This is a genomic window from Lacinutrix cladophorae (genome assembly GCF_053604645.1).
The window spans coordinates 292,220-315,981 of the sequence record NZ_JBSHNR010000121.1; the positions used below are offsets into that span (position 1 = coordinate 292,220).

24 protein-coding genes and 1 tRNA gene are annotated in these 23,762 nt (G+C 32.5%); 13 read left to right on the top strand and 12 right to left on the bottom strand.

Annotated elements, in window-relative coordinates; translation table 11 throughout:
- Positions 1–52: 52 nt before the first annotated feature.
- Complete coding sequence (dusB, locus tag ACVC3Y_RS14325; protein ID WP_452227553.1) at positions 53–1,048, top strand: tRNA dihydrouridine synthase DusB; 996 nt, start codon at positions 53–55, stop codon at positions 1,046–1,048.
- Positions 1,049–1,180: 132 nt separating this feature from the next.
- Here dusB and ACVC3Y_RS14330 read toward each other — a convergent pair whose 3' ends face one another.
- Positions 1,181–2,386 carry an ABC transporter permease gene (locus tag ACVC3Y_RS14330; protein ID WP_452227254.1) on the bottom strand — a complete coding sequence of 402 codons (1,206 nt, stop codon included), beginning with the start codon at positions 2,384–2,386 and terminating at the stop codon, positions 1,181–1,183.
- A complete protein-coding gene (gene rbfA, locus ACVC3Y_RS14335) occupies positions 2,387–2,782 on the bottom strand; it encodes a 30S ribosome-binding factor RbfA (RefSeq protein ID WP_303421347.1) in 396 nt (131 codons plus the stop codon). It lies immediately after the preceding gene.
- 229 nt (positions 2,783–3,011) lie between these two features.
- Between rbfA and mce the strand changes: the two genes are divergently transcribed.
- The 3 genes from mce to ACVC3Y_RS14350 all read left to right on the top strand — a co-directional run bounded on the left by mce (position 3,012) and on the right by ACVC3Y_RS14350 (position 3,877).
- A complete protein-coding gene (gene mce, locus ACVC3Y_RS14340; protein WP_303421345.1) occupies positions 3,012–3,413 on the top strand; it encodes a methylmalonyl-CoA epimerase in 402 nt (133 codons plus the stop codon).
- Positions 3,414–3,468: 55 nt separating this feature from the next.
- Positions 3,469–3,542, top strand: a tRNA-Ile gene (locus ACVC3Y_RS14345).
- Positions 3,543–3,679: 137 nt separating this feature from the next.
- Positions 3,680–3,877, top strand: coding sequence for a hypothetical protein (locus ACVC3Y_RS14350; RefSeq protein WP_303421343.1), 198 nt, complete (start codon positions 3,680–3,682; stop codon positions 3,875–3,877).
- Here the strand turns inward: ACVC3Y_RS14350 and ACVC3Y_RS14355 are convergent.
- Positions 3,874–4,467 (bottom strand): riboflavin synthase, encoded by a 594-nt coding sequence (locus ACVC3Y_RS14355; protein WP_452227255.1) that lies wholly within the window; start codon positions 4,465–4,467, stop codon positions 3,874–3,876. The genes ACVC3Y_RS14350 and ACVC3Y_RS14355 overlap by 4 nt on opposite strands.
- 62 nt (positions 4,468–4,529) lie before the next feature.
- Between ACVC3Y_RS14355 and pdxA the strand changes: the two genes are divergently transcribed.
- The 9 genes from pdxA (at position 4,530) to ACVC3Y_RS14400 (ending at position 12,000) form a co-directional block, all read left to right on the top strand.
- Positions 4,530–5,576: a 4-hydroxythreonine-4-phosphate dehydrogenase PdxA gene (pdxA, locus tag ACVC3Y_RS14360; protein WP_452227256.1), complete on the top strand. Its 1,047-nt coding sequence runs from the start codon at positions 4,530–4,532 to the stop codon at positions 5,574–5,576.
- 72 nt (positions 5,577–5,648) lie between these two features.
- Positions 5,649–6,188: a YceD family protein gene (locus ACVC3Y_RS14365; protein WP_452227257.1), complete on the top strand. Its 540-nt coding sequence runs from the start codon at positions 5,649–5,651 to the stop codon at positions 6,186–6,188.
- A gap of 8 nt (positions 6,189–6,196) precedes the next feature.
- Positions 6,197–6,400 (top strand): 50S ribosomal protein L32, encoded by a 204-nt coding sequence (gene rpmF / locus ACVC3Y_RS14370; RefSeq protein ID WP_055444173.1) that lies wholly within the window; start codon positions 6,197–6,199, stop codon positions 6,398–6,400.
- Between the two features lie 178 nt (positions 6,401–6,578).
- Positions 6,579–7,574: a beta-ketoacyl-ACP synthase III gene (locus tag ACVC3Y_RS14375; RefSeq protein WP_452227258.1), complete on the top strand. Its 996-nt coding sequence runs from the start codon at positions 6,579–6,581 to the stop codon at positions 7,572–7,574.
- A 38-nt stretch (positions 7,575–7,612) separates the two neighbouring features.
- Complete coding sequence (accB, locus tag ACVC3Y_RS14380; RefSeq protein ID WP_303421332.1) at positions 7,613–8,101, top strand: acetyl-CoA carboxylase biotin carboxyl carrier protein; 489 nt, start codon at positions 7,613–7,615, stop codon at positions 8,099–8,101.
- Between the two features lie 86 nt (positions 8,102–8,187).
- The gene (accC, locus tag ACVC3Y_RS14385; RefSeq protein WP_452227259.1) at positions 8,188–9,543 is read left to right on the top strand and encodes an acetyl-CoA carboxylase biotin carboxylase subunit; all 1,356 of its coding nucleotides are present in this window, start codon (positions 8,188–8,190) and stop codon (positions 9,541–9,543) included.
- Between the two features lie 164 nt (positions 9,544–9,707).
- Positions 9,708–10,820 (top strand): NAD(P)/FAD-dependent oxidoreductase, encoded by a 1,113-nt coding sequence (locus ACVC3Y_RS14390; protein ID WP_452227260.1) that lies wholly within the window; start codon positions 9,708–9,710, stop codon positions 10,818–10,820.
- Positions 10,821–10,852: 32 nt separating this feature from the next.
- A complete protein-coding gene (gene mtgA, locus ACVC3Y_RS14395) occupies positions 10,853–11,545 on the top strand; it encodes a monofunctional biosynthetic peptidoglycan transglycosylase (RefSeq protein WP_452227554.1) in 693 nt (230 codons plus the stop codon).
- Between the two features lie 5 nt (positions 11,546–11,550).
- Positions 11,551–12,000 (top strand): 3-oxoacyl-ACP synthase, encoded by a 450-nt coding sequence (locus tag ACVC3Y_RS14400; protein WP_452227261.1) that lies wholly within the window; start codon positions 11,551–11,553, stop codon positions 11,998–12,000.
- Between the two features lie 7 nt (positions 12,001–12,007).
- On the opposite strand, the gene ACVC3Y_RS14405 is transcribed toward ACVC3Y_RS14400, so the two are convergent.
- The 9 genes from ACVC3Y_RS14405 to ACVC3Y_RS14445 form a co-directional block, all read right to left on the bottom strand.
- Positions 12,008–13,369: a hypothetical protein gene (locus ACVC3Y_RS14405; protein WP_452227262.1), complete on the bottom strand. Its 1,362-nt coding sequence runs from the start codon at positions 13,367–13,369 to the stop codon at positions 12,008–12,010.
- A gap of 25 nt (positions 13,370–13,394) precedes the next feature.
- Positions 13,395–14,306: an ABC transporter ATP-binding protein gene (locus ACVC3Y_RS14410; protein WP_452227263.1), complete on the bottom strand. Its 912-nt coding sequence runs from the start codon at positions 14,304–14,306 to the stop codon at positions 13,395–13,397.
- Positions 14,307–14,377: 71 nt separating this feature from the next.
- Entirely contained in the window at positions 14,378–16,543 is a 2,166-nt protein-coding gene (locus ACVC3Y_RS14415; RefSeq protein WP_452227264.1) for a prolyl oligopeptidase family serine peptidase, read from the bottom strand.
- 84 nt (positions 16,544–16,627) lie between these two features.
- Positions 16,628–19,150, bottom strand: a complete 2,523-nt coding sequence (locus ACVC3Y_RS14420; RefSeq protein WP_303421321.1) for an FG-GAP-like repeat-containing protein — start codon at positions 19,148–19,150, stop codon at positions 16,628–16,630.
- A gap of 11 nt (positions 19,151–19,161) precedes the next feature.
- Positions 19,162–20,253 (bottom strand): hypothetical protein, encoded by a 1,092-nt coding sequence (locus tag ACVC3Y_RS14425; RefSeq protein ID WP_303421320.1) that lies wholly within the window; start codon positions 20,251–20,253, stop codon positions 19,162–19,164.
- 98 nt (positions 20,254–20,351) lie between these two features.
- Positions 20,352–21,341 carry an aspartate-semialdehyde dehydrogenase gene (locus ACVC3Y_RS14430; RefSeq protein ID WP_303421318.1) on the bottom strand — a complete coding sequence of 330 codons (990 nt, stop codon included), beginning with the start codon at positions 21,339–21,341 and terminating at the stop codon, positions 20,352–20,354.
- 171 nt (positions 21,342–21,512) lie between these two features.
- Positions 21,513–21,914, bottom strand: coding sequence for a large conductance mechanosensitive channel protein MscL (gene mscL, locus ACVC3Y_RS14435; RefSeq protein WP_303421317.1), 402 nt, complete (start codon positions 21,912–21,914; stop codon positions 21,513–21,515).
- An 88-nt stretch (positions 21,915–22,002) separates the two neighbouring features.
- Complete coding sequence (gene alr, locus ACVC3Y_RS14440; RefSeq protein WP_452227265.1) at positions 22,003–23,109, bottom strand: alanine racemase; 1,107 nt, start codon at positions 23,107–23,109, stop codon at positions 22,003–22,005.
- Positions 23,102–23,749, bottom strand: a complete 648-nt coding sequence (locus ACVC3Y_RS14445) for a thymidine kinase (protein ID WP_303421314.1) — start codon at positions 23,747–23,749, stop codon at positions 23,102–23,104. The genes alr and ACVC3Y_RS14445 overlap by 8 nt, the downstream gene beginning before the upstream one ends.
- Between the last annotated feature and the right edge of the window lie 13 nt (positions 23,750–23,762).

A 23,762-nucleotide genomic window follows, 5' to 3' on the forward strand; every position in this document is an offset into this window, starting at 1 on the left:
GGAAAGGTCTATTGAATAAAAAGGTGTAATTTTGCCACAAAATAAAACAGAATTGGTTAAAATAGGCAACATAGAACTTCCAGATTTTCCTTTATTATTAGCTCCAATGGAAGATGTTAGTGATCCACCTTTTAGAGCATTATGTAAAGAACAAGGTGCAGATGTAGTGTACACAGAATTTATTTCGAGTGAAGGTTTAATTCGCGATGCAGCAAAAAGCGTCATGAAGTTAGATATCTACGAGAAGGAACGACCTGTTGGCATTCAAATATTTGGAGCCAATATGGAAAGCATGTTGCAAACCATTGATATTGTAGAAAAATCGAAACCAGATATTATAGATATTAATTTTGGTTGTCCTGTAAAAAAAGTAGTAAGTAAAGGAGCAGGAGCAGGAATTTTAAAAGATATCTGTTTAATGGAACAGCTTACTGCCGAAATGGTGAAACGTACCAATTTACCAGTTACTGTAAAAACCCGATTGGGTTGGGATCATGACTCTATTAAAATAGTGGAGGTTGCCGAAAGATTGCAAGATGTTGGTTGTGCTGCTATTTCTATTCATGGTCGTACTAGAGCACAAATGTATAAAGGGGAAGCCGATTGGAAACCAATTGCAGCTGTAAAGAATAATCCAAGAATGCATATTCCTGTCTTTGGAAATGGTGATGTAGACTCTCCTGAAAAAGCAATGCTTATGCGTGATGAGTATGGGTTAGATGGTGCAATGATTGGTCGTGCAACCATAGGGAATCCTTGGTTTTTTAAACAAGTAAAACACTTTTTTGAAACGGGAGAACATTATAGACCCATTACTATGCAAGAACGTGTTGAGGCAGCACGTAGACATTTACAAATGGCTATTGATTGGAAAGGAGAAATTTTAGGTGTTTTTGAAACGAGAAGACACTATACTAATTATTTTAAAGGCATTCCTCACTTTAAGGAATATAGAATGAAAATGGTAACTAGCGATGCATCTGCAGATGTTTTTGCTGCTTTTGATGAAGTATTAGAGAAGTTTGGCGATTTTCAGTTTATGGAATAGAATTCCCTTTTACATAAAACAAAACCTCTACAAGTACACGCAAGAAGGATTGAAACGACATCCTTTTTTTCTTTAAAAAAAGATATAGTGAAAAGCCTGTTTGCCTTTTTCAGGCAACTTGCCCAAATAATCTTAATTAGAAACTAGATTTTTAGTAATTCGTGTAGATGCTATTTTAGAGGCAATAACACCTAAAATAGTTATGGTTAAAAACACAATAAGGATGTTGATCGCTTTTAATGCAACAGGGTATGGTAGCGATGGTGTTATCATTACTAATGCGAATGTTTTTTGTAAAAAGATTAAAACTACACCAATTATTAAACCAATAATTCCGCCTAAAAGTGTCATTAAAACGCCTTGATAAAAAAATATTTTCTGGATGTCTTTTTGTGTTGCACCAAGATTGAATAAGGTATTTAGGTTTTTCTTTTTGTCTAAAATCATCATAATGATAGAGCCAATAACATTAAATAACGCAATAATTAGTACTAGCGTGAAGATGAGGTATACAGCTAGATATTCGGTATTTAGCATTTTATATAACGCATCGTTAAGCTGTGCTCTGTTTTTTATAACCACTTTATTTCCTAAAATATTTTGAATGTTGGTTTTTGCTTGGTCTTCTTTAATTCCTTCATTTAGTTTAAATTCAATAGCAGAAATTTGATTGTCTTGGTAGCCTAAAAGATCTTTTGCAAAATGAAAAGGCGCGTAAACGTACTTATCATTTAGTTCTTCGTTGATATCAAATATACCAACATTTATGGCTTGAAAAGTATTGTATATTTGGGTGGTAGCTGTTATTTGTCCTTTTCCTGGTTTAGGTACATATAGACTTACACGTTTCCCATAATCTAAAACGCCAAAAGATAGGTTACTAGAAATTCCCCAACCAACAACAATTTGGTTCGTGTTTTGAGAGAGCCAGCTTCCTAAAGGGATTACGGAGTCTATGGTGTTTACTTTTTCGTAATTTTCGTCTACTCCTTTTATATATGCGTTTGGGTAATTTTTATTATCGAAAGCAATAAAAACGCGATCTTCAATAATTTTTGAATAAGAAACAATGTCTTCTAGACGATCTAGTTTTTCTAATTCTTGATTTGTAATAAAAAAAGATTTGCCTTCTGCAGTTTCTGCTTTTAAATCTGGATCTATTATAGAAGTAAACTGAAGTGTAAAATCTTTTAAACCTGCAAAACCAGAAAGTACAATAAATAGCGAAGCAGCTCCAACAATTATTCCAACAGCTGCAATAATGGTAATAAAATTTATAGCATTGTTACTACTTTTAGAATGCAAATAACGTTTGGCTATGTAAAGCGCGAAGTTCACTTATTGTTTTTTACGTTTTCCTAAAAGTTCTGGATCGTTAATTGGGTCTTCTTTACCTTTTAAGGATTGTTCAATTTTGTCAATATACTCTAAAGAATCATCTATAAAAAACTCTAAATTTGGCATACGTCTTAATTGGTGTCTAGTACGTTGTGCTAATTCATGTCGTATTAAAGGAGTGTTCGATTTAATACCGTCTAATAATTCTTTCCCTTTAGCATTAGGAAAAATACTTAAATACACTTTAGCAACAGAAAGATCTACAGTTACTTTTACTTTACTAACAGATATAAGTATTCCTCGCATACCACCTTGTGATGCTGCTTTTTGTAATACATCTACGATGTCACGTTGTAATACAGAACCTATTTTTTTTTGTCTTTGTGTTTCTTCCACTTTAATTTTATTTTAGACCTATTTAATATTAGATCTTAATTTACATAAAAGATAAACTTTATCTTCTACACTGCAAAAATAGTTGATATTTAAAGATTATCTTACATTTATAGACAAAATTCGTGCCTTACAGAATTGCTTGGGCTTGATAACAGGATGATTATATATACTTAATGATATAGAAAGTAATTAGATTTCCGTTTTCACGGAAACATAAAACTAGTTTTTGATGAATAAAATAGAACATATAGGTATTGCTGTAAAAGACCTTAAAAAAGCAAATAAATTATACGCACAACTTTTTGGAGAACCTCATTATAAGGTAGAAGAGGTTGCAAGTGAAGGTGTAAATACGTCTTTTTTTAAAGTAGGTGAAAATAAAATAGAATTATTAGAAGCTACAAACAATAATAGCGCCATTGCGAAGTTTATAGAGAAGAAAGGAGAAGGAATTCATCACATTGCTTTTGATGTGGATGATATTGAAAAAGAAATTTTAAGATTAAAATCGGAAGGCTTTAAAATAATTAACGAAACACCTAAACAAGGAGCAGACAATAAGTTAGTTGCTTTTTTACATCCCAAAAGTACTAATGGAGTTTTAATAGAACTTTGTCAAGAAATTATTTAAAATAAATTGTTTGTAGAGTTTTAAAAATAATATTAAGTTTGCACTCTAAAATTTTGGTCCCATAGCTCAGTTGGTTAGAGCACCTGACTCATAATCAGGTGGTCCTTGGTTCGAGCCCAAGTGGGACCACTTTTTTTATTTAATTATAGAAAAAGTGTTAAATTTTAACAGTTTACCGATGTTTTTTGCAATTAAAAGAGATTTTTGCCTTAAAAAGAAATAGATTCTTTTTGTTAATTCGCTTTTTTTTATACATTTACAACTGAATGATACAAAACAAAAAAATAATTGCCTCAATCTTATTTTTATTAATAAGTTTTGTTAGTACAGCACAGACAATGAGTGGGCCACCACCTCCAGCTCCACCACCACCTCCAGGACTTCCTGTAGATGCTGGTATATATTTCCTACTAGCTATTGGATTAATTTATGGTGTTGTGAAAACGATTCGTGCTAAAGCTTAAAGTTTGTTTAAGTTTACTAGTCTAGCAACATATTTACCAATTACATCAAATTCTAAATTTACTAACGTGCCAATTTTAAAGTTTTTAAAATTTGTATGATCGAAAGTAAATGGTATTATTGCCACACTAAACGCATCTTTTTTAGAGTTTACAACCGTTAGACTTACACCGTTAATAGTAATAGATCCTTTTTCAATGGTAATATTATTTAATTCGCTATTGTACTTAAAAGTAAAAAGCCAACTTCCAGAAGTATTTTCAATATGAGTACAAATTGCAGTTTGGTCCACATGACCTTGTACAATATGACCATCTAGTCTTTCGCCAAGTTGCATCGCTCTTTCAAGATTTACTAAATCGCCAACCTTAATTGTGTTTAGGTTTGTTTTTTCTAATGTTTCTTTTATCGCTGTTACTTTATACTCCTCATTATTGATTGCAACAACAGTTAAACACACTCCATTATGCGCTACACTTTGATCTATTTTTAGTTCTTGAGTAAAATTACTTTTAACTGTAATGTGCAAATTATCAAGCTCTTGATTCAGCTGTTTTACTTCTCCTAATTCCTCAATGATTCCAGTAAACATTATTGTCGATTATTTAGTTAAATTTGTAGCAGTAAAATTACAAACAAAAGTTAGCATTATTAATGAAGAAAGAAGAAAATATAATAGTAGGTATATCTATTGGAGACTTAAATGGTATTGGAGCAGAAATAGTACTAAAAACTTTTGAAGATTCTAGAACCCTAGAGTTTTGTACTCCAGTGATTTTTGCATCCGTAAAAACAATGACTTTTTTAAAAAATCATTTTAAAATAGATGTGAATTTAAATGGAATAAATGACATAAAACAAAACCTTCCACAAAAAATAAATGTTTTAAACGTTTGGAATGAACATGTAAAAATAGATTTTGGTAAAGAAGATTTTAAAATAGGCGAATTTGCAATAAAATCTTTAGAGGCTGCAACAAAAGCTTTAAAAGAGGGAAGCATAGATGTATTAGTAACCGCACCAATTAACAAGCACAATATTCAATCAGATACTTTTAAATTTCCTGGGCACACTAATTATTTAGAACAAGAATTAGAAGGTAATAGCTTAATGTTAATGGTTGCTAACAAACTGCGTGTTGGTTTGTTAACAGATCATGTACCTGTAAAAGACATAGCTGCACAAATTACACCAGAACGAATTAAAGAAAAAATAGAAACCATTTATAACGCACTTCAAAAAGATTTTAAAATAAGAAAACCAAAAATAGCAGTCTTAGGTATTAATCCACATACAGGGGATAATGGTGTAATTGGTAAGGAAGACGATACCGTTTTAAGACCAACATTACATGAAATAAAAAAAACAGGCAAGTTAGTCTATGGTCCTTATGCAGCAGATAGCTTTTTTGGTTCTAACAACTACACAAATTTTGACGCTATAATAGCTTCGTATCATGATCAAGGTTTAATTCCATTTAAAACTCTTTCTTTTGGTCAAGGTGTAAATTATACAGCAGGACTAAATAAGATACGAACTTCTCCAGACCACGGAACCGCTTTTGAAATAGCAGGAAAAAATCTTGCAGACAATAGTTCTTTTAAAGAAGCAGTTTATAAAGCAATGGAGATATTTAAGAATAGATTAGAATTTGAAGAGATTAGTAAAAACCCTTTAAAATTCAATCAAAAAAAGATATAAACAAAAAAATGTTTATAACTGTGCTTGGTAAATAAAAATTTGTATATTTGCAGGCTCAAAATAGATGTGGAAATGAAGCTTTTGAAAGCATTTACAATACCTTTTGTAGGTTTAAAAGTAGGAGAACACCTTTTTGAGTATGATATTGAACAATCGTTCTTTGAACATTTTGAGTATGAAGATTTTAATAGTTCAAATATAAAAGTAAATCTTGTTTTAAATAAAAAAGCAACATTACTAGAATTGAATTTTAAAATTTATGGAACAATAAACGTAAATTGTGATCTTACCAATGAGCCATATAATCAAGAAATTGAAAACAATTTCGATTTGGTAGTTAATTTTGGTGAAGAGTATAATGACGAAAATATTGACATATTAATCATTCCACATGGTGAATATGAAATAAATATACAACAGTATATATATGAACTCATTGTTTTAGCAGTTCCAAATAAATTAATTCATCCAGGTGTAGTGGATGGAACATTAGATTCTGAAATACTTAAAAAACTAGAAGAGCTTAGCCCTAAATCGGCTGAAGATAAAGAAAACCAAGAGGAAATTGACCCTCGTTGGAATACATTAAAGAAACTATTAACGGATAAATAATATAAAAAATGGCACATCCTAAAAGAAAAATCTCAAAAACAAGAAGAGATAAAAGAAGAACACATTATAAAGCAGTTGCGCCACAAGTTGCTACATGTCCAACAACAGGTGAAGCTCACTTATACCACAGAGCACACTGGTTTGAAGGTAAATTATACCACAGAGGACAAGTTTTAATAGACAACTCGCAAGTAGAAGAAAATTTAGCATAGTTACTATGCGTGCATACAATAAAACGCTCCTTTGTGAGCGTTTTTTTTGTTATATATTTTTCTTTACGTTAAAAACAACTTAATTTGCATTAAATAAGCATAAACACTTCAAATTGATTAAATTTGGATTCGTTTTAGCCAATTTTGAACGATTTTAGGTCAAATTAACACCAAAATTATGAGTAAAATCTCAGCAGCAATAACAGCTGTAGGTAAATATGTTCCAGAATATATATTAACTAACCAAATATTGGAAACCTTAGTTGATACTAATGATGAATGGATAACTTCAAGAACAGGAATCAAGGAACGTAGAATATTAAAAGAAAAAGGCAAAGGCACCTCTTTTTTAGCATCAGAAGCAGCCAAAGATTTGATAAATAAATCAAATCTAGACCCTAAAGAAATAGAACTAGTAATAGTAGCTACAGCAACAAGAGATATGCAAGCATCTGCAACAGCAGTTTTTGTAGCCTCTCAAATTGGAGCCACAAATGCTTTTGCTTACGATTTAGATGCAGCATGCTCAAGCTTTTTATATGCAGCATCCACAGCCGCTAGTTTTATAGAATCAGGAAAATACACAAAAGTATTAGTTATAGGAGCAGATATGAACTCTTCTATGATAGATTATACAGATAGAACTACGTGTATTATTTTTGGCGATGGAGCAGGAGCAGTACTTTTTGAACCAAATACGGAAGGTTTAGGTATCTTAGACGAATATTTAAGAAGTGATGGAACTGGAAGAGAATTTCTTCAAGTACCAGCAGGAGGTTCTATAAACCCAGCAACAGAAGAAACAGTTAAAGCTAAAAAACATTTCGTTTTTCAAGACGGTAAAACCGTTTTTAAATGGGCGGTATCTAATATGGCAGATGCTTGTGTAAAGGTTCTAGAAAATAATAACCTTACAAATGACAATGTAGATTGGTTAGCAGCTCATCAAGCAAATAAAAGAATTATTGATGCTACTGCAAACCGAATGAATTTAGACTCTAGCAAAGTAATGATGAATATTGAAAAATATGGAAACACTACTTCTGCAACCATACCTTTACTATTAAACGATTATGAATCTAAACTAAAAAAAGGAGATACAGTAATACTTGCTGCTTTTGGAGGTGGATTTACTTGGGGCTCTATATATTTAAAATGGGCCTACAATTCTTAAACTAACTAACAAACAATCATAATTAAAATCTAAATATTATGGATTTAAAAGACATTCAAAACCTAATTAAATTTGTAGCTAAATCTGGCGCAAGTGAAGTAAAATTAGAAACCGATGATGTTAAAATCACTATAAAAACTGGTGGAGACGACAAAACGGAAACGCAAACATTTGTACAACAAATACCAATGGCAACGCAAATGGCACAAGCTCCAGTTGTTGCTGCACCACAACCAGTTTCAGATGCAGCTCCAGTACAAGCGGTTGCTGCCGATGAAAATTCAAAATACATCACTATCAAGTCTCCAATCATTGGAACTTTATATAGAAAACCATCTCCAGACAAACCTGTTTTTGTTGAGGTAGGACAAACCATTAAAGAAGGAGATGTTTTATGTATTATCGAAGCAATGAAACTTTTCAACGAAATCGAATCAGAAGTATCTGGTAAAATTGTAAAAGTTTTAGTCGATGATTCTTCTCCAGTAGAATTTGATCAACCATTATTTTTAGTAGATCCATCATAACCCTTTAAAAATTCCAATAAACAAATCTTAAAATCCAATATTTGGAATTTGGAGCTTGGAATTTGAAATTTTTAATACAAAAAGTTATGTTTAAAAAAATACTAATTGCCAATAGAGGGGAAATAGCACTACGTGTCATTAGAACCTGTAAAGAAATGGGCATTAAAACAGTTGCTGTATATTCTACAGCAGATGCAGATAGCCTACATGTTAAATTTGCCGACGAAGCAGTATGTATTGGTCCTGCAGCAAGTAGCGAATCGTACTTAAAAATGTCTAATGTTATTGCGGCTGCAGAAATTACCAATGCAGATGCAATACATCCTGGATATGGATTCTTATCTGAAAACGCTAAATTTTCTAAAATTTGCGAAGAACACAATATAAAATTTATTGGTGCATCTGAAGAGATGATAGACAGAATGGGAGACAAGGCCAATGCCAAAGCAACCATGATAGCCGCAGGAGTACCAGTAGTACCAGGAAGTGAAGGTGTTATTGAAGACTATGAAACTTGCGAAAAAACAGCCGAAGAAACCGGTTATCCAGTTATGCTTAAAGCATCTGCTGGTGGTGGTGGAAAAGGTATGCGTGCCGTTTGGAAAAAAGAAGACCTTAAAGACGCTTGGGATTCTGCAAGACAAGAATCTAAAGCTGCATTTGGTAACGATGATATGTATATGGAAAAGCTTATCGAAGAGCCTCGCCATATCGAAATTCAAATCGTTGGAGACTCTACAGGTCGTGCATGTCACCTATCCGAAAGAGATTGCTCTGTTCAACGTCGTCACCAAAAATTAACAGAAGAAGTTCCTTCTCCTTTTATGACTACAGCATTACGTAAAAAAATGGGTGAAGCAGCAGTTAAAGCAGCAGAATACATTAAATACGAAGGTGCAGGAACCGTAGAATTTCTAGTAGATAAACACCGAAATTTCTACTTCATGGAAATGAATACACGTATACAAGTTGAACACCCAATTACAGAACAAGTAATCGATTTCGATCTTATTCGTGAGCAAATCCTTGTAGCAGCAGGAGTGCCAATTTCTGGTAAAAACTATTTACCACAATTACACTCTATAGAATGCCGTATTAACGCAGAAGATCCATTTAACAACTTTAGACCTTCACCAGGAAAAATAACAACATTACACGCTCCAGGAGGACATGGAGTGCGTTTAGATACGCATGTGTACGCAGGGTATAGCATTCCTCCAAATTACGATTCTATGATTGCAAAGTTAATTACCACAGCGCAAACTAGAGAAGAAGCCATTAATAAAATGAAACGTGCTCTAGACGAGTTCGTTATTGAAGGAATAAAAACAACCATTCCTTTTCACAGACAATTAATGGATCATCCAGACTATTTAGCAGGAAATTATACTACTAAATTCATGGAAGATTTTGAAATGCAACCACCAACAGAAGAAGAATAAATACAAAGAACTCCGAAAGCAATTTCGGAGTTTTTTTTGGCGTTACTTTTGCCCCAAAAGCAAAAGTCAGGCTATTCGCTATATCTTTTTGTAAAAACAAAAAGGATGCCGCTACTATCCTTAACACAAAGCGTAACTTCAAATTAAAACCCTAACTTTACCTCATGAACTTAAGTTACTGGGAAATAAAAACATGGCTCACGAATATAGATTATACCATTGTTGGTAGTGGAATTGTTGGCTTAAATTGTGCATTGCAACTAAAAGAAAAATACCCAAAAGCAAATATTCTTATACTTGAAAAAGGAACCCTACCACAAGGAGCAAGCACCAAAAATGCTGGATTTGCATGTTTTGGCAGTCTAAGTGAAATTCTAGACGATTTAAACACACACTCCGAAGAAGAAGTGATACAGCTCATTAAAAAACGCGTTAATGGCCTAAAGTTATTAAGAAAAACGCTTGGAGATAAAACAATTAACTATAAACAATTTGGAGGTTACGAGCTGTTTACAAAAGAAGATTCTAAATTGTTTGAAGATTGTATTTCAAAAAAACAAACCATTAATACATTATTGAAACCCATATTTAAAAACGATGTTTTTAGTTTAAAAAATAATAGTTTCCATTTTAAAAATATACAAGAGACTTATATTTTTAACAAGTTTGAAGGACAAATAGATACCGGAAAAATGATGCATGCCTTACTTCAGAAAGTACTTTCAAAGGGCATTAAAATATGGAATAATATATCGGTTACTAATTTTTCAGAAGACATTAATTCGGTAAAACTAGAAACAGATCAATTCTCATTTATAACATCCAAACTATTAATAGCAACAAACGGTTTTGCTTCGCAATTAGGTATTCCTGAAGTAAAACCTGCAAGAGCACAAGTATTGATTACCAAACCAATAAAAAATCTTAATATAAAAGGAACTTTTCATTTAGATAAGGGCTATTATTATTTCAGAAATATTGAGGATCGTATTTTATTTGGAGGTGGAAGAAACCTAGATTTTAAAACCGAAGAAACTACAGTGTTAGAACAAACAGCTATAATTCAAAACCAACTTGAAACGCTTTTAAAAACTACTATTTTGCCAAATACAAGCTTTGAAATCGAGCATCGATGGAGTGGTATTATGGGAGTTGGAAGCCAGAAAAAAGCCATAGTAAAACAACTTAGCAATAATGTGTTTTGTGGTGTACGTTTAGGCGGAATGGGAGTTGCTATTGGTAGTTTAGTGGGTAAAGAATTAGCAGATTTAGTATAATGGCGTTGCGAAGAAAAAATAAGCAAGACAATCTGTTGCAAAGACTTTTTAGATTCATATTAAAATGTATTTTTTGGTTGTTCGTATTGTCTATTGTATTGGTTTTTGTGTATAAAAAAGCCCCTGTTCCTGCTACACCTTTAATGGTAATTAGAGGGTTTCAACAAAATCAAGAAGGTAAAGACATCGTTTGGAAACACGATTGGGTTTCTATAGATAAAATTTCAAAAAAAATACAACTTGCCGTAATCTGCAATGAAGATCAAAACTTTTTAAAACATAATGGTTTCGATTTTAAGGCTATTGAAAAAGCTTTTCAGTACAATAAAAAAGGCAAACACATAAAGGGAGGAAGTACGATAAGTCAGCAAACCGCAAAAAATGTTTTTCTTTGGCCAGAACGCAGTTTGTTGCGCAAAGGTTTAGAAACCTATTTCACATTTTTAATTGAGAAAATATGGTCTAAAGAACGCATTATGGAAGTCTATTTAAATAGTATTGAAATGGGAAATGGTATTTATGGTGTAGAAGCTGCTTCTCAATATTGGTTTAATAAATCGGCTTCTCAATTATCGCAACAAGAAGCGGCTGCTATTGCTGCTATTTTACCAAATCCAAGAAAATATAAAGCAAATCCAGCTTCAAGTTATATCGAATCACGAAAAAAATGGACTATAAATCAAATGCGTTATATTGGAGTTTTAGATTATAATAAAAGCAAGTAAACAGATTGAAAATAAAAGAACAATTATATAACCAATGCGCATTGTTTGTAGAAGAGAAACTACAAACAATAAAAAATAAAATCCAAGAAATCCAAGAATCTTTAACTAGTGAAACTAAAAGTAGTGCAGGCGATAAGCACGAAACAGGTCGTGCTATGTTACAATTAGAGCGCGAAAAAATTGGGCAACAACTTGCCGAAACTCAAAAGTTAAAAGAAGTCCTTTCTAAAGTAGATGCCTCAAAAACTTCAAAAACCATAAGTTTAGGATCTGTTATTTATACCACTCAAAACAATTATTTTGTTGCTATTAGTGCTGGGGAATTAAAAATAGATAATATTTCTTTTTATGCTATTTCTGCCAATACACCAATTGGTAAATTGTTATTAGGAAAAACGGTTGGGGATGTTTTTAGTTTTAGGGAGCAAGCGATTAAAATAAAAAAAGTATTTTAAAATAAAATCATTTTTGTATCCTAGGATCTCCAGTATTAATATTTAATTGTGCTTCTACAAGTCTTTTTTTAAGGATAGAATTAGAAGCTATTTTAAAAATGGAAACAATAAAAAGGGCTGCAATTATAGCACAAAAACAAAATAATAGGCAAGCATTTTTAATTTCTTTTCTTTTGTTTTCTTGTTCTTCAAAACTGATAATGGTATTCTTTTTTGGGTAGTAAAAACCACGAATAACATATGTTTTTTCTAAACTGCTTTTAATAGAATAGGTTTTTTTTTCAGAAGGATTAAAACAATTGTCATAAAGTTTAAGAAGACTTGTTTTTGGTTTTAACTCGTTAAAAACAGAATCCATCCTTTTTGCTCTAAATATACGTTTTTTATAGTCTGACATTTGACTTTTAAAAGCAATACTTATCGATTTTTCCCATAAGCTAGAGTCCATTTTTTGTTGAAAACCAAACTGTTCCATGTTTTCTTTTAACTGCTTTTTAAAGCTTTCTTTTTCTGGTTTTGTAAACGCTTTAGCTGGCAAGTAATATTGATAATTTGCATGCGAAGAAGGATTGTAATAAATACGGTCTCTTTCTGCTTTTGTGATGACATAGTTTTCCCCATATAAATCATAAGGACGCTTATATTGATAGACCCAAGCATTTTTTATTGTAATGTAATTAGGAGCTTGTATCTGGAGGATGTCTTCAGAAGCATTAAGCGTAAGGATGTCTTTTTCTGTTTTTGTTAATTGAAGAAAATTTTGAATAGTGTTTAAATCGCGATTCATGTATAAAATTACACTAATAGGAATAATTAACACGATACTTGCCATATTTATAAAAGAAATTGGCTTCGTTTTTTTAAGTCCGTTTTTCAATTCATAATCCAAGGATAATGTATCGTTTACTGAAATTAAATATAGTGAAGCGCCTTCATTAAAAGCAACAGCTCCATCCCTAACAATAAACTCGAAAGTAACTTTTTCTTTCTGAGCTTTAAGATAGCTTCTCCAATGCCAAGGGATTTTAATTTTTATACCATTTATAGTGTCGTAGTATCTTCCGTTTTTACCATGTTGTTCGTAGATGCGTTTGTAAAAGCCTTCTGATTTTTGCACCTTTCTGTCTATAACATGCTCTTTATAACCTTTGACAAACCAATTTAGAAAATAAAGAAGTAATATTAAAACACCAAATATTACATTAATTGCGTAGTTTGTTGCGTCTAGTTCGCTGTATACAAAAAAGGCAACAATAGTAATGATTATAAAAACTAAGATAAATAAACCTAAAAGCGCTTTTTTTGTTCTATTTATTCGGTTAGAAATAAAAGTAATTTCATTATCCTTTAAATATCTAAAATTAAACATCTTTCACTTACTTTTTTAAGAGCTGTTATTTTGATGTTTTCAGGTATACATTAGAATCTATAGGAAGTGGTTTTGGAGACTCGAATAAAACAGTTTTATCTTCTAAACCTGCCTCCACCAAATAATAATTTCCTTTAAAATAACTTTTAATAACAGTTGCTTTTAAATTAGATTTATCAACTACTTGTAATTGATGCGCATAAACTATTTCATTATTTATCACATTAAATTCACCAAAAAACGAAGCTGTTAAAGCGGTTTTTGGGTTTTTGTATAAATTTTCTGGAGTATCGTGAACGGCTATTTTGTGGTTATTTAAAACAATCATTTTATCGGCAAAACCCAAAACATCTTCTTTATCATGTGTAGCAACAATACAAGCAATGTTATTTTTTTTTAAATATTTAAAAACGCTTCTACGCAGGGATTGTTTTTTAAAATTATCGATATGACTAAAGGGTTCATCTAGTAAAATAATTTCAGGTTCTTTTGCTAAAGCTCTTGCAAGTGCCACGCGCTGTTTTTGTCCGCCACTAAGCAATTTTACTTTGGTTTTTGCAACGTTGGTAAGTTCTACTACCTTCATTAACTCTGCTACACGTTTTTGTTTTTCTTCTGGATAAAAACGAGATAAGAATTTCCCTATGTTTTCTTCTACAGAAATAAAAGGCATCAAGTCGAATTCTTGTGCTACGTATTTCATAAAATCATAACCAATAACGAGATTGTGTTCTGGGCCAAGAATTGCTTCATTTTTCCAGAAAACACTCCCTTTTAAGGTATCATATTCTCCATATAAAACTTTTAGTAAGGTGCTTTTTCCAGAACCACTTTCTCCAATAATAGAAAGGTGTTCTCCTGGTTTTACAGCAAAAGAAACATCTTTTAAGACTGGTGTTTTGTTATAGGAAAAGGTGAGATTTTTTACTTGAAGCATGTGTAAATTTAGAAAAGACCTGTCCGTTTTTTAAAACTAGACAGGTCTAAATAATGTATTAGATTTCTTAGTTAGTCTTTAAATTCTTTTATTTTACTTGGAAGCATATCATAGCCCATATTATATAATGTAAAACCAAAAATATCTGCATATTGTTCTATCGTTTTACTTACAGGAGTTCCAGCGCCATGTCCAGCATCTGTTTCAATACGTATAAGGGTTGGGTTATTTCCTGTTTGTTTGTCTTGTAATTCTGCAGCAAATTTAAAACTGTGTGCTGGTACAACGCGATCGTCATGATCTCCAGTGGTTACTAGTGTTGCTGGGTATTGCACGCCTTTTTTTACGTTGTGTACTGGTGAGTAATTTTTAAGGTATTGAAACATTTCTTTATTATCTTCAGCTGTACCATAATCGTAAGCCCAGCCAGCTCCTGCTGTAAATGTGTGGTAACGTAACATATCTAAAACACCAACTGCTGGTAGTGCTACCTTCATTAAATCTGGTCTTTGCGTCATGGTTGCACCAACTAATAACCCACCATTAGAACCACCTCTAATTGCTAAATAATCACTAGAAGTATAATGGTTTGCTATTAGGTATTCTGCTGCGGCAATAAAATCGTCGAATACATTTTGTTTTTTTAGTTGGGTTCCTGCTTTGTGCCATTCTTTTCCATACTCTCCACCACCACGAAGATTTGGAACTGCATAAATGCCGCCTTGTTCCATCCAAACTGCATTAGCAATACTAAAAGAAGGGTTAAGGCTTACATTGAAACCGCCATAACCATAAAGAATAGTTGGGTTTTTTCCGTTTAGTTCAACACCTTTTTTGTGTGTAATTATCATAGGTACTTTTGTACCATCTTTAGAGTTGTAAAATACTTGTTTGCTGGTATAATTTTCTGGGTTAAAATCTATGTTTGGTTTCCAGTATAATTCTGAAGTACCAGTTACCATATCGTATTTATAGATGCTTGATGGTGTATTATAATTTGTAAAGGAATAATAATCTATTTTCTCTTCTTTTTTACCACCAAATCCTCCTGCATTTCCTACTCCTGGAAGTTGTATATCTCTTACGAATTTTCCGTCATAATCGTATTGTTTTATTTTTGAAATAGCATCTACCATATATTCTGTAAAGAAATACCCGCCTCCTTTTGAAGGGCTTAAAACATATTCTGTTTCTGGAATAAAATCCACCCAGTTTTCTGGAGTTGGATTCGAGGCATCCACTGTTACTATTTTTTGGTTCGGAGCATTTAAATTTGTGACTAAATAAAGTTTGCTGCCAATGTTGTCTATAACGTAAGTGTCACTATCTGTGTGATCTAAAATAGTAACTAAAGGATTATTTGGATTAGATAGGTCTTTAATGTAAAGTTTGTTTCCAGAGGTAGATACTCTAGGTGAAATTAATAAATACCTATCGTCTTCTGTAACGCTTCCGTAGATATATCTGTGTTTTTGGGCTTTAGTGCCTCCAAAAATAAGGGCATCTTCTTTTTGAGGAGTTCCTATTTTATGATAATACACTTTGTGTTGATCTGTTTTTGCCGAAAGCTCGCTTCCTTTTGGTTTATCGTAGCTAGAATAATAAAAACCATCGTTTTTATACCAAGACATCCCACTAAATTTAATGTCTACCAAGGTATCTTCTATAATTTCTTTCGTTTCGGCATTCATTATTAATATTTTTCGCCAATCACTTCCACCTTCCGAAATAGAATAAGCTAATTTTTTTCCGTCTTTCGAAAAACTAGTTCCTCCTAGAGAAACGGTTCCATCTTTAGAAAAAGTATTTGGATTTAGAAATACTTCTGCGGTATCCGGGTTGCTTCCTTTTTTATATCTATAAATAACATATTGGTTTTGTAAGCCATCATTTTTATAAAAATAGGTGTAATCGCCTTCGTTAAATGGTGCGCCTATTTTTTCGTAATTCCAAAGTTTTTCAAGGCGATCTTTTAATTCTTTTCGGTAAGGTATATTGTCTAAATAACCAAATGTAGATTGGTTTTGATCTTTTACCCAAGTTTCGGTTTCTGTGCTTCTATCATCTTCCAACCATCTGTAAGGATCTTTAATAGCTGTGCCAAAGTAATTGGTAACGGTATCTACTTTTTTGGTTTCTGGATAGTTTACAGTTATCTTTCTTTCTACCTTTTTCTTTTCTTCTTTACAAGACATTATGGTTATTAGTGTAATTAAACAAAGTGTTATTTTTTTCATAATAATAAAGTTTGATGGTATAAAAATAACATAAAAAAAGCTCTAATAAATTAATATTAGAGCTTTTAAGATATTATTATATGTTTATTGTTTGATTAGCTTTTGTGTTTTTTGTTTTCCATCTACTGTAATCTGTAAAATGTATATTCCTGTATTTAATTTGGAAACATTAATCGCCTTATCTATTAAGTCTGCATTTAGGATTTGTTTTCCAGTAATATCATAGATAGTATAAGTAGCATTATTTAATTCTACCGAAGCATTAATATTAACGATATCTTTTGCTGGGTTTGGATAAATTACAAGGTCTCCTTCTAATGAATTATTATTTACACTAAGCGGATAATCTCCTTCAGCTACTGTTATGGTTTCATTAATAGCTGGGTTAAGAATTACATCGACAGTTCCTGACGGCCATTTAATGGTCAAGCTAGTAATTTCGGTATCTGTACCAATCCCAAAATGTGCAAATAATGTACTCATATATTCAAAACCTTCACCACTACGAATCTCCCTTATTTGAGTTCCTAAAGCTGTAACAATTTCTAGTCTTGCTCCAATACCATTAGAATTACTTAGTATTCCTTGTGGTCTAATTTTAATCCAATTGTTTCCGTTTCCACCATTGTTTAAATACATATTTTGTCTAAATACATCTAAGAAACCATCATCATTAACATCACCAATAGCACCACTAGGAGGCATATTTGCACTTACTAAAGTAAAAGTATTATCACCATCATTTAACAGAATGTTACCATTAGATAAAATATCGACATATCCATCATTATTAAAATCTGCTGGAGCATTTTCAATACCATAAGGTGCGCTATCAAATCCAGCTCCACTAGTTGCATTAGAAAATGTACCATCGCCATTGTTAAGCATGTATTTATGAGAACCATCTGAGCTAGAACTAGCACCAACATATACGTCTAAATCACCATCATTATCATAATCTGCCCAAGCAGAAGACCAAGTTTGCACAGGATCCCCAAGCCCAGAACTATTGTTATGTCCTTGTGTAGGGAATGTGGCAGCATAGTGACCTAAATCTGCTACATTAATAAAAGTTACATTACCATTTATATCTACTCCTTGGTTTTGCCATAATTCATTTATTTTGTGTGTAATATTTCCTCCTCTACACTTAGCAATAAACATGTCCATATCACCATCATTATCATAATCAATCCACACAGTACCATAATTTCCGCCATTAGCATGAGTTCCTAAACCATTTGGCAAAATAGATGAGGCCCCTTGATAATAAGTTATAGCTCCACTACCATCATTAATAAAATACACGTTTGGTTCTACATCATGACAAACAAATGCATCTAAATTTCCATCGTTATTAATATCAATAAAATTAGAACGTTGTGAAAACACATCTGCTGAAGCAACTGTATTAAAGGAATTTGTAAAACCTGTTCCGTCACCATTATTCGTAAGAAAAGAAACGCCATTTCCTGCGCCATATAATAAATCGTTATAACCGTCTTTGTTTAAATCTCCAGCAGCAATACTCCAACCAGGACCATATGTGGTAGAAGCAGTATAGATAGCCTCATCGAAACAACCATTTGTTGTTTGGTAAGCTATTCTTACATTAGAAGAGGTTGCAGCAACTAAATCATCAAGTCCATCATTATTCATATCTACAGCGGCATAACTTGTTCCAGACATAGAAATACTACTGTCTTGAGTGAAAATAAAAGCACCAGGGGTAGGTGAAGTTGCATTTGTTGTAAATGGCATGGAAATCCATGAACTAAATCCGCTACCGTCTAAACAATTCCCTCTAACATAAACCTCATATCCAGTACTAGCTGAAAGTCCAGTTACAGAATAAGAATCATTCGAACTAGTTGGAGTTCCAGAAGTTGGAGCACCAGAACCTTGTGGTGTTACAGCAATTTCCCATGCAATTTCATTAGAACCAGCTGACCAGCTAATATTAGCAGAAGAATCGGTTATTATACAAATACTTAAATCAGAAATATTTGGGCAATTTGGTGGTGCTACAGATGATATATTTGGAGAATCAAAACAAACTCCCCAACCATAAGCTCCATTGTCGTCATAATAAATACGATATCTAAAATTTTGAAGTTGATTATTTGAAAAGCCAGAAATGTCTAACTCGCCAGGATTAAATACTGCTCTTTCACCTGAACAAAAATCTACAGTTGGAACATCACCACTACTGTTATTAGTATAAATTGGTCCCCAATTTACCCAAGAAGTAGCATCTTGATCCCAATATTGTATATTTAAAGATTCATCCGTGTAAACATTTAAAACATAAGTTGAGGTAATAGTTAATGCCGTTTCTCCAGCATTAAATGCATTTACTAAATTAATTGTTGGTGATTGAACACCAATATTATTTATAGAAGATCCTCCTGCTTCATCTTCGTCATAAGAAAAACTAGAAGAACCACCTACTATTGTTGGGTTTCCTGTGAAAATATTTGAAGCATCGTCAAATGATCCGTCTAAATCCCAATTGGAATTTGGCCAATTAGCATCTTCATTTAATACTTGGCCAATAACAGAGGTACTGCTAATAAGAAAAGCGATAATTAGTGTAATTTTTTTCATGGTTTTGATAATTAGTTACAATTTATATTTAATGAATTAATCCATTCTTCAATTAATTCAATTCCTTCCTGATGCCTTAAGGTTCTCGCTAAAAGTGGCATTCTTACAGATTCTTCGGTTTCATTTAACCTATAAAATAGGACAGAATTTCTGGTGCTTCGTGGCTCTACAATATAAGTTAAACCTACACCTAGATCTGTGTCTGGAACTACGCAAACTCCCATGTTTAATGGATCTGAGGTAGCATTAAAATTAAATCGAACAGGTCTATAAGCACAATGGGATTCTTCCGAGTGGCAATGTGCACAATTAATTTCTAGGTAAGCTCGTGCTCTTAAATCTAGCGATAAAGTGGTATCATCCCATTTTGGTAGCGCCTCTACATTAGAAGGGTAATTAGTGTTAAGATAACCAAATTCCGCCCATTTTTGCAGTTGATTCATGGAGCCATCTTCATAGTTATAATTTAAGAATAAATTTCTAGGTTTAGGCCCAATAGGTATAGAAGTATCTCCAGTTTTATGACATGTGTGACAACGAGATTCGCTTGGTATTCTATACTCTACATGATTTGTTATAGAATTTTCATTCCAATCCATACTTACAACGCTTCCGCTTAAATCAAAAACCGCCTCAGTTTGCGAATCATTCCAAATGTAGTTTGCAAAGATCCAACTGTCGTCTTTTTTAATCATTAACCTAGTTTCTAGAATCTTCGATTTATTTTCAGGCAATACGTTGTTGTAATAAAAATTCTTTATTAGAACGGTTCCAATCGGAAAATCTAAAATATCACTATCGCTAATGTAATTTGCTTTCACATCATTAGGCATCCAGATAAATCGTTTTTTTTTAGCATAGTCTGAAAAAAGCGTGGAACGTAAATCGTAAGGCAATACACCATAAACGGGGTTTAAGTTTTGGATGTCGCCTTCAAAAAAGTTGTATTCTGAAAGGGTAGCGTAAGGCACTTGAGTAATATCAAAAACTACAGGTGAAATTTCTGGCACTTCGTTGGCCACGTAGTTGTCATCTGAGTCACAAGCATAAAATAGTATGCTAAGAAAAAAACAAGAGAGAATAGAAAGTACCTTTTTAGCCATAGATTTAAAAATGGCTATTAAGGTACGATTTTTTATGTAAACGATATGTTAAACAGGTTAAACTACAGTAATAATTATGTTAAAGTTGTTTTATATATTTAAACTAAATGATTTTCTACTAAATATTCTGCAATTTGAACAGCGTTTGTTGCTGCTCCTTTTCGTAAATTATCTGCAACAATCCACATATTTAATGTGTTTGGTTGTGTTTCATCTCTTCTAAGTCTTCCAACAAAAACTTCATCTTTACCATTAGCAAAAATTGGCATTGGATATTCGTTTGCTGCTGTATTGTCCTGAACGACAACTCCAGGAGTTTGACTTAATAATTGTCTTACTTCGTTTAAATCGAAATCATTTTCAAATTCAACATTTACTGCTTCCGAGTGACCTCCTGCTGTTGGTATTCGAACTGCTGTTGCGGTTACCGAAAAAGTTCTGTCGTTAAATATTTTTTGAGGTTCTCTAGCAAGTTTCATTTCCTCTTTTGTATAGCCGTTTTCTTCAAAAACATCACAATGCGGTAAAGCATTTCGTCCAATAGGATATGGGTAAGCCATTTCTCCTTCAATACCTTTTATTTCGTTTTCTAATTGCTGTACAGCTTTAACTCCTGTACCAGAAACAGATTGATATGTAGATATAACTACACGTTTCATTTTGTATTTTTCATGAAGTGAAGATAGCGCTAGTACTAATTGAATAGTAGAACAATTAGGATTGGCAATAATTTTATCTTCTTTAGTAAGTTCTTTTGCATTAATTTCTGGAACTACAAGTTTTTTTGTTGGATCCATTCTCCAGGCAGAAGAATTGTCTATTACAACAGTTCCTACTTCTGCAAATTTTGGAGCCCAATCTAGAGAGGTGCTTCCTCCTGCAGAAAATATTGCAATGTCTGGTTTCATTTCTACAGCTGTTTGTAGACCTACAATAGTGTATTTTTTCCCATTAAATTCAATTTCTTTACCAACAGATCTTTCTGATGCAACAGGAATAAATTCTGTTACAGGAAAATTACGTTCTACAAGCACTCGTCTCATAACTTCGCCAACCATTCCAGTGGCACCAACTACAGCTACTTTCATTTTATTAAAAATTTAGTTTACAAAATTATATCATTTATTAATGCAAACATTTAATATACTGTGTTTTTTTTGTTAAAAATGAAGTATAAAAAAAGCCTCATTTTAAATTAAATGAGGCTTTTTAAGTAATTATATGAATAATATATAATTATAGTGTTCTATTAAAGAAAATTACTTTTTTAATAAATCTCTAATTTCTGCAAGTAAATCTTCTTGAGATGGTCCTGCTGGTGCTGGAGCTTCTACAGGTTTTTTAGTTTTGTTGTATGCTTTTACAATTAAAAACATAACTAAACCAACTATTAATAAGTTAATAATTGTGTTTATCCAACTTCCCCACATAATTGCGTTTTCTGGAGTTGTTACTACTCCTGCTGCATCTACAATAGCTTCATCAAGAATGATTTTTTTGTCTGCAAAGTCGGTTCCTCCTGTAAAGTGACCAACAAACGGCATAACAATATTGTTTACAAACCCAGTTACAACCGCTCCAATTGCTCCTGCCATAATTACAGCAACAGCAAACTCAATTACGTTTCCACCTGTAATAAATTCTTTAAATTCTTTTAACATGATTTAGTGTTTTATAGTTAATTAATTAAGCAGCAATTTACTTAAAATTTTAACAAAATCTAAATGATAAATTTTATGAAAAGAGATTTTAACGACGAAATACTCGTTTTACCCGTTGAGATATAGCCGTAAGTAACTCATAAGAAATTGAGTTTGTTTCTTTTGCTAAAGTTTCGGCAGTTGTAATGCCGCCAAAAACGATAACTTCATCTCCTTCTTTACAATCGATGTTGGTTATATCTACCATAATCATATCCATACAAACATTACCAACAATAGGAGCCTTTTTATTGTTTATCGTTACAAAGCCAATTTTATTTCCATACTGTCTACCAATACCGTCTGCATGACCAATAGGTAGTGTTGCCGTTTTAGTGGTTTTGTTTGCGGTAAATGCTCTATTATAACCTAGCGATTCTCCCTTTTTTATAGTGTGAATTTGCGAAATAATAGTTTTAAGGGACGCAATAGGTAATAGATTTTTGTTCTCTTTTTCAGAATTTCCAAATCCATATAAACCAATACCACTTCTTACCATATTAAAATGTGCTTCGGGATAGTTTAGTATTCCAGATGTGTTGCAAATATGAAGGACTGGTTGATACGAAATCTGCTCGATAAATCTTTCTGCAATCGCTTTAAACTTATTCATTTGATTTAAAGTAAATTCCTTTTCGTTAAGGTCTTCACTTGCTGCTAAATGCGAAAAGATAGATGCTATTTTTATTGTTTCTGTCTTTTGAAGTATGGTAATTATTTCGTCTACTTTTTCGGCATTAAAGCCTAACCTATTTAATCCGGTATTAAATTTTATATGAATTGGATATTTCTGTTGTTTTTCTTTAGAAGCAACGTTTATAAATTCTTTTAAAATTTTTAGACTATATATGCTAGGTTCTAAACAGCGTTCAATAATGGTTTTAAAATGAATAGGTTGAGGATGTAATACTAGAATAGGTTTTGTTATTCCTGCATCACGTAGAGCAACACCTTCATTTACATATGCTACAGCAAATGAATCTACATCTAAATTTTGAAGGTGTTTTGCTACTTCTATTGCATCACTTCCATAAGCAAACGCTTTTACAACAGCTAAAAATTTTGTTTTTGGCTGTATTTTAGATTTAAGATGTTTGTAGTTGTGAGAAAGTGCTTTTAAATCTATTTCAAGTATTGTTTCTTGCACTTTAGACATTGGGTTTGTTTTCTTTGGAAGAAATTTCTTCAGCTCCTTGCACTTTCATACTCTTTATTTTTTCACGCATGGTAGCTTTGTAATATGCAGCGCGACTTAAAGGCTCATATTCTTCCGTTTCACCAAGTAATACCAATTTGTCGTTTTGCGATTTTCTAAAGCTATATTGTGCCAAATTACCGGTTCTAGTACAAACAGCATGCACTTTGGTAACGTATTCTGCAGTTGCCATAAGGTTTGGCATTGGTCCAAAGGGGTTTCCTTTAAAATCCATATCTAAACCAGCAACTATTACACGAATACCTTTGTTTGCTAAATCATTACACACGCGTACAATTTCATCGTCAAAAAATTGCGCTTCGTCAATACCAACCACATCACAACCGTCTGCTAAAATAGGAATATTAGCAGCAGCAGGAACTGGCGTCGAGCGAATTTCGTTAGCATCATGAGATACCACCATTTCTTCGTCGTAACGTACGTCTATAGCTGGTTTAAAGATTTCGACTCTTTGCTTTGCAAATTGCGCACGTTTAAGCCTACGTATTAACTCTTCGGTTTTGCCAGAGAACATAGATCCGCAGATTACTTCAATCCAACCAAATTGTTCTTTTTGATTTACTGTATTTTCAAGAAACATTTTGTAATTTTAT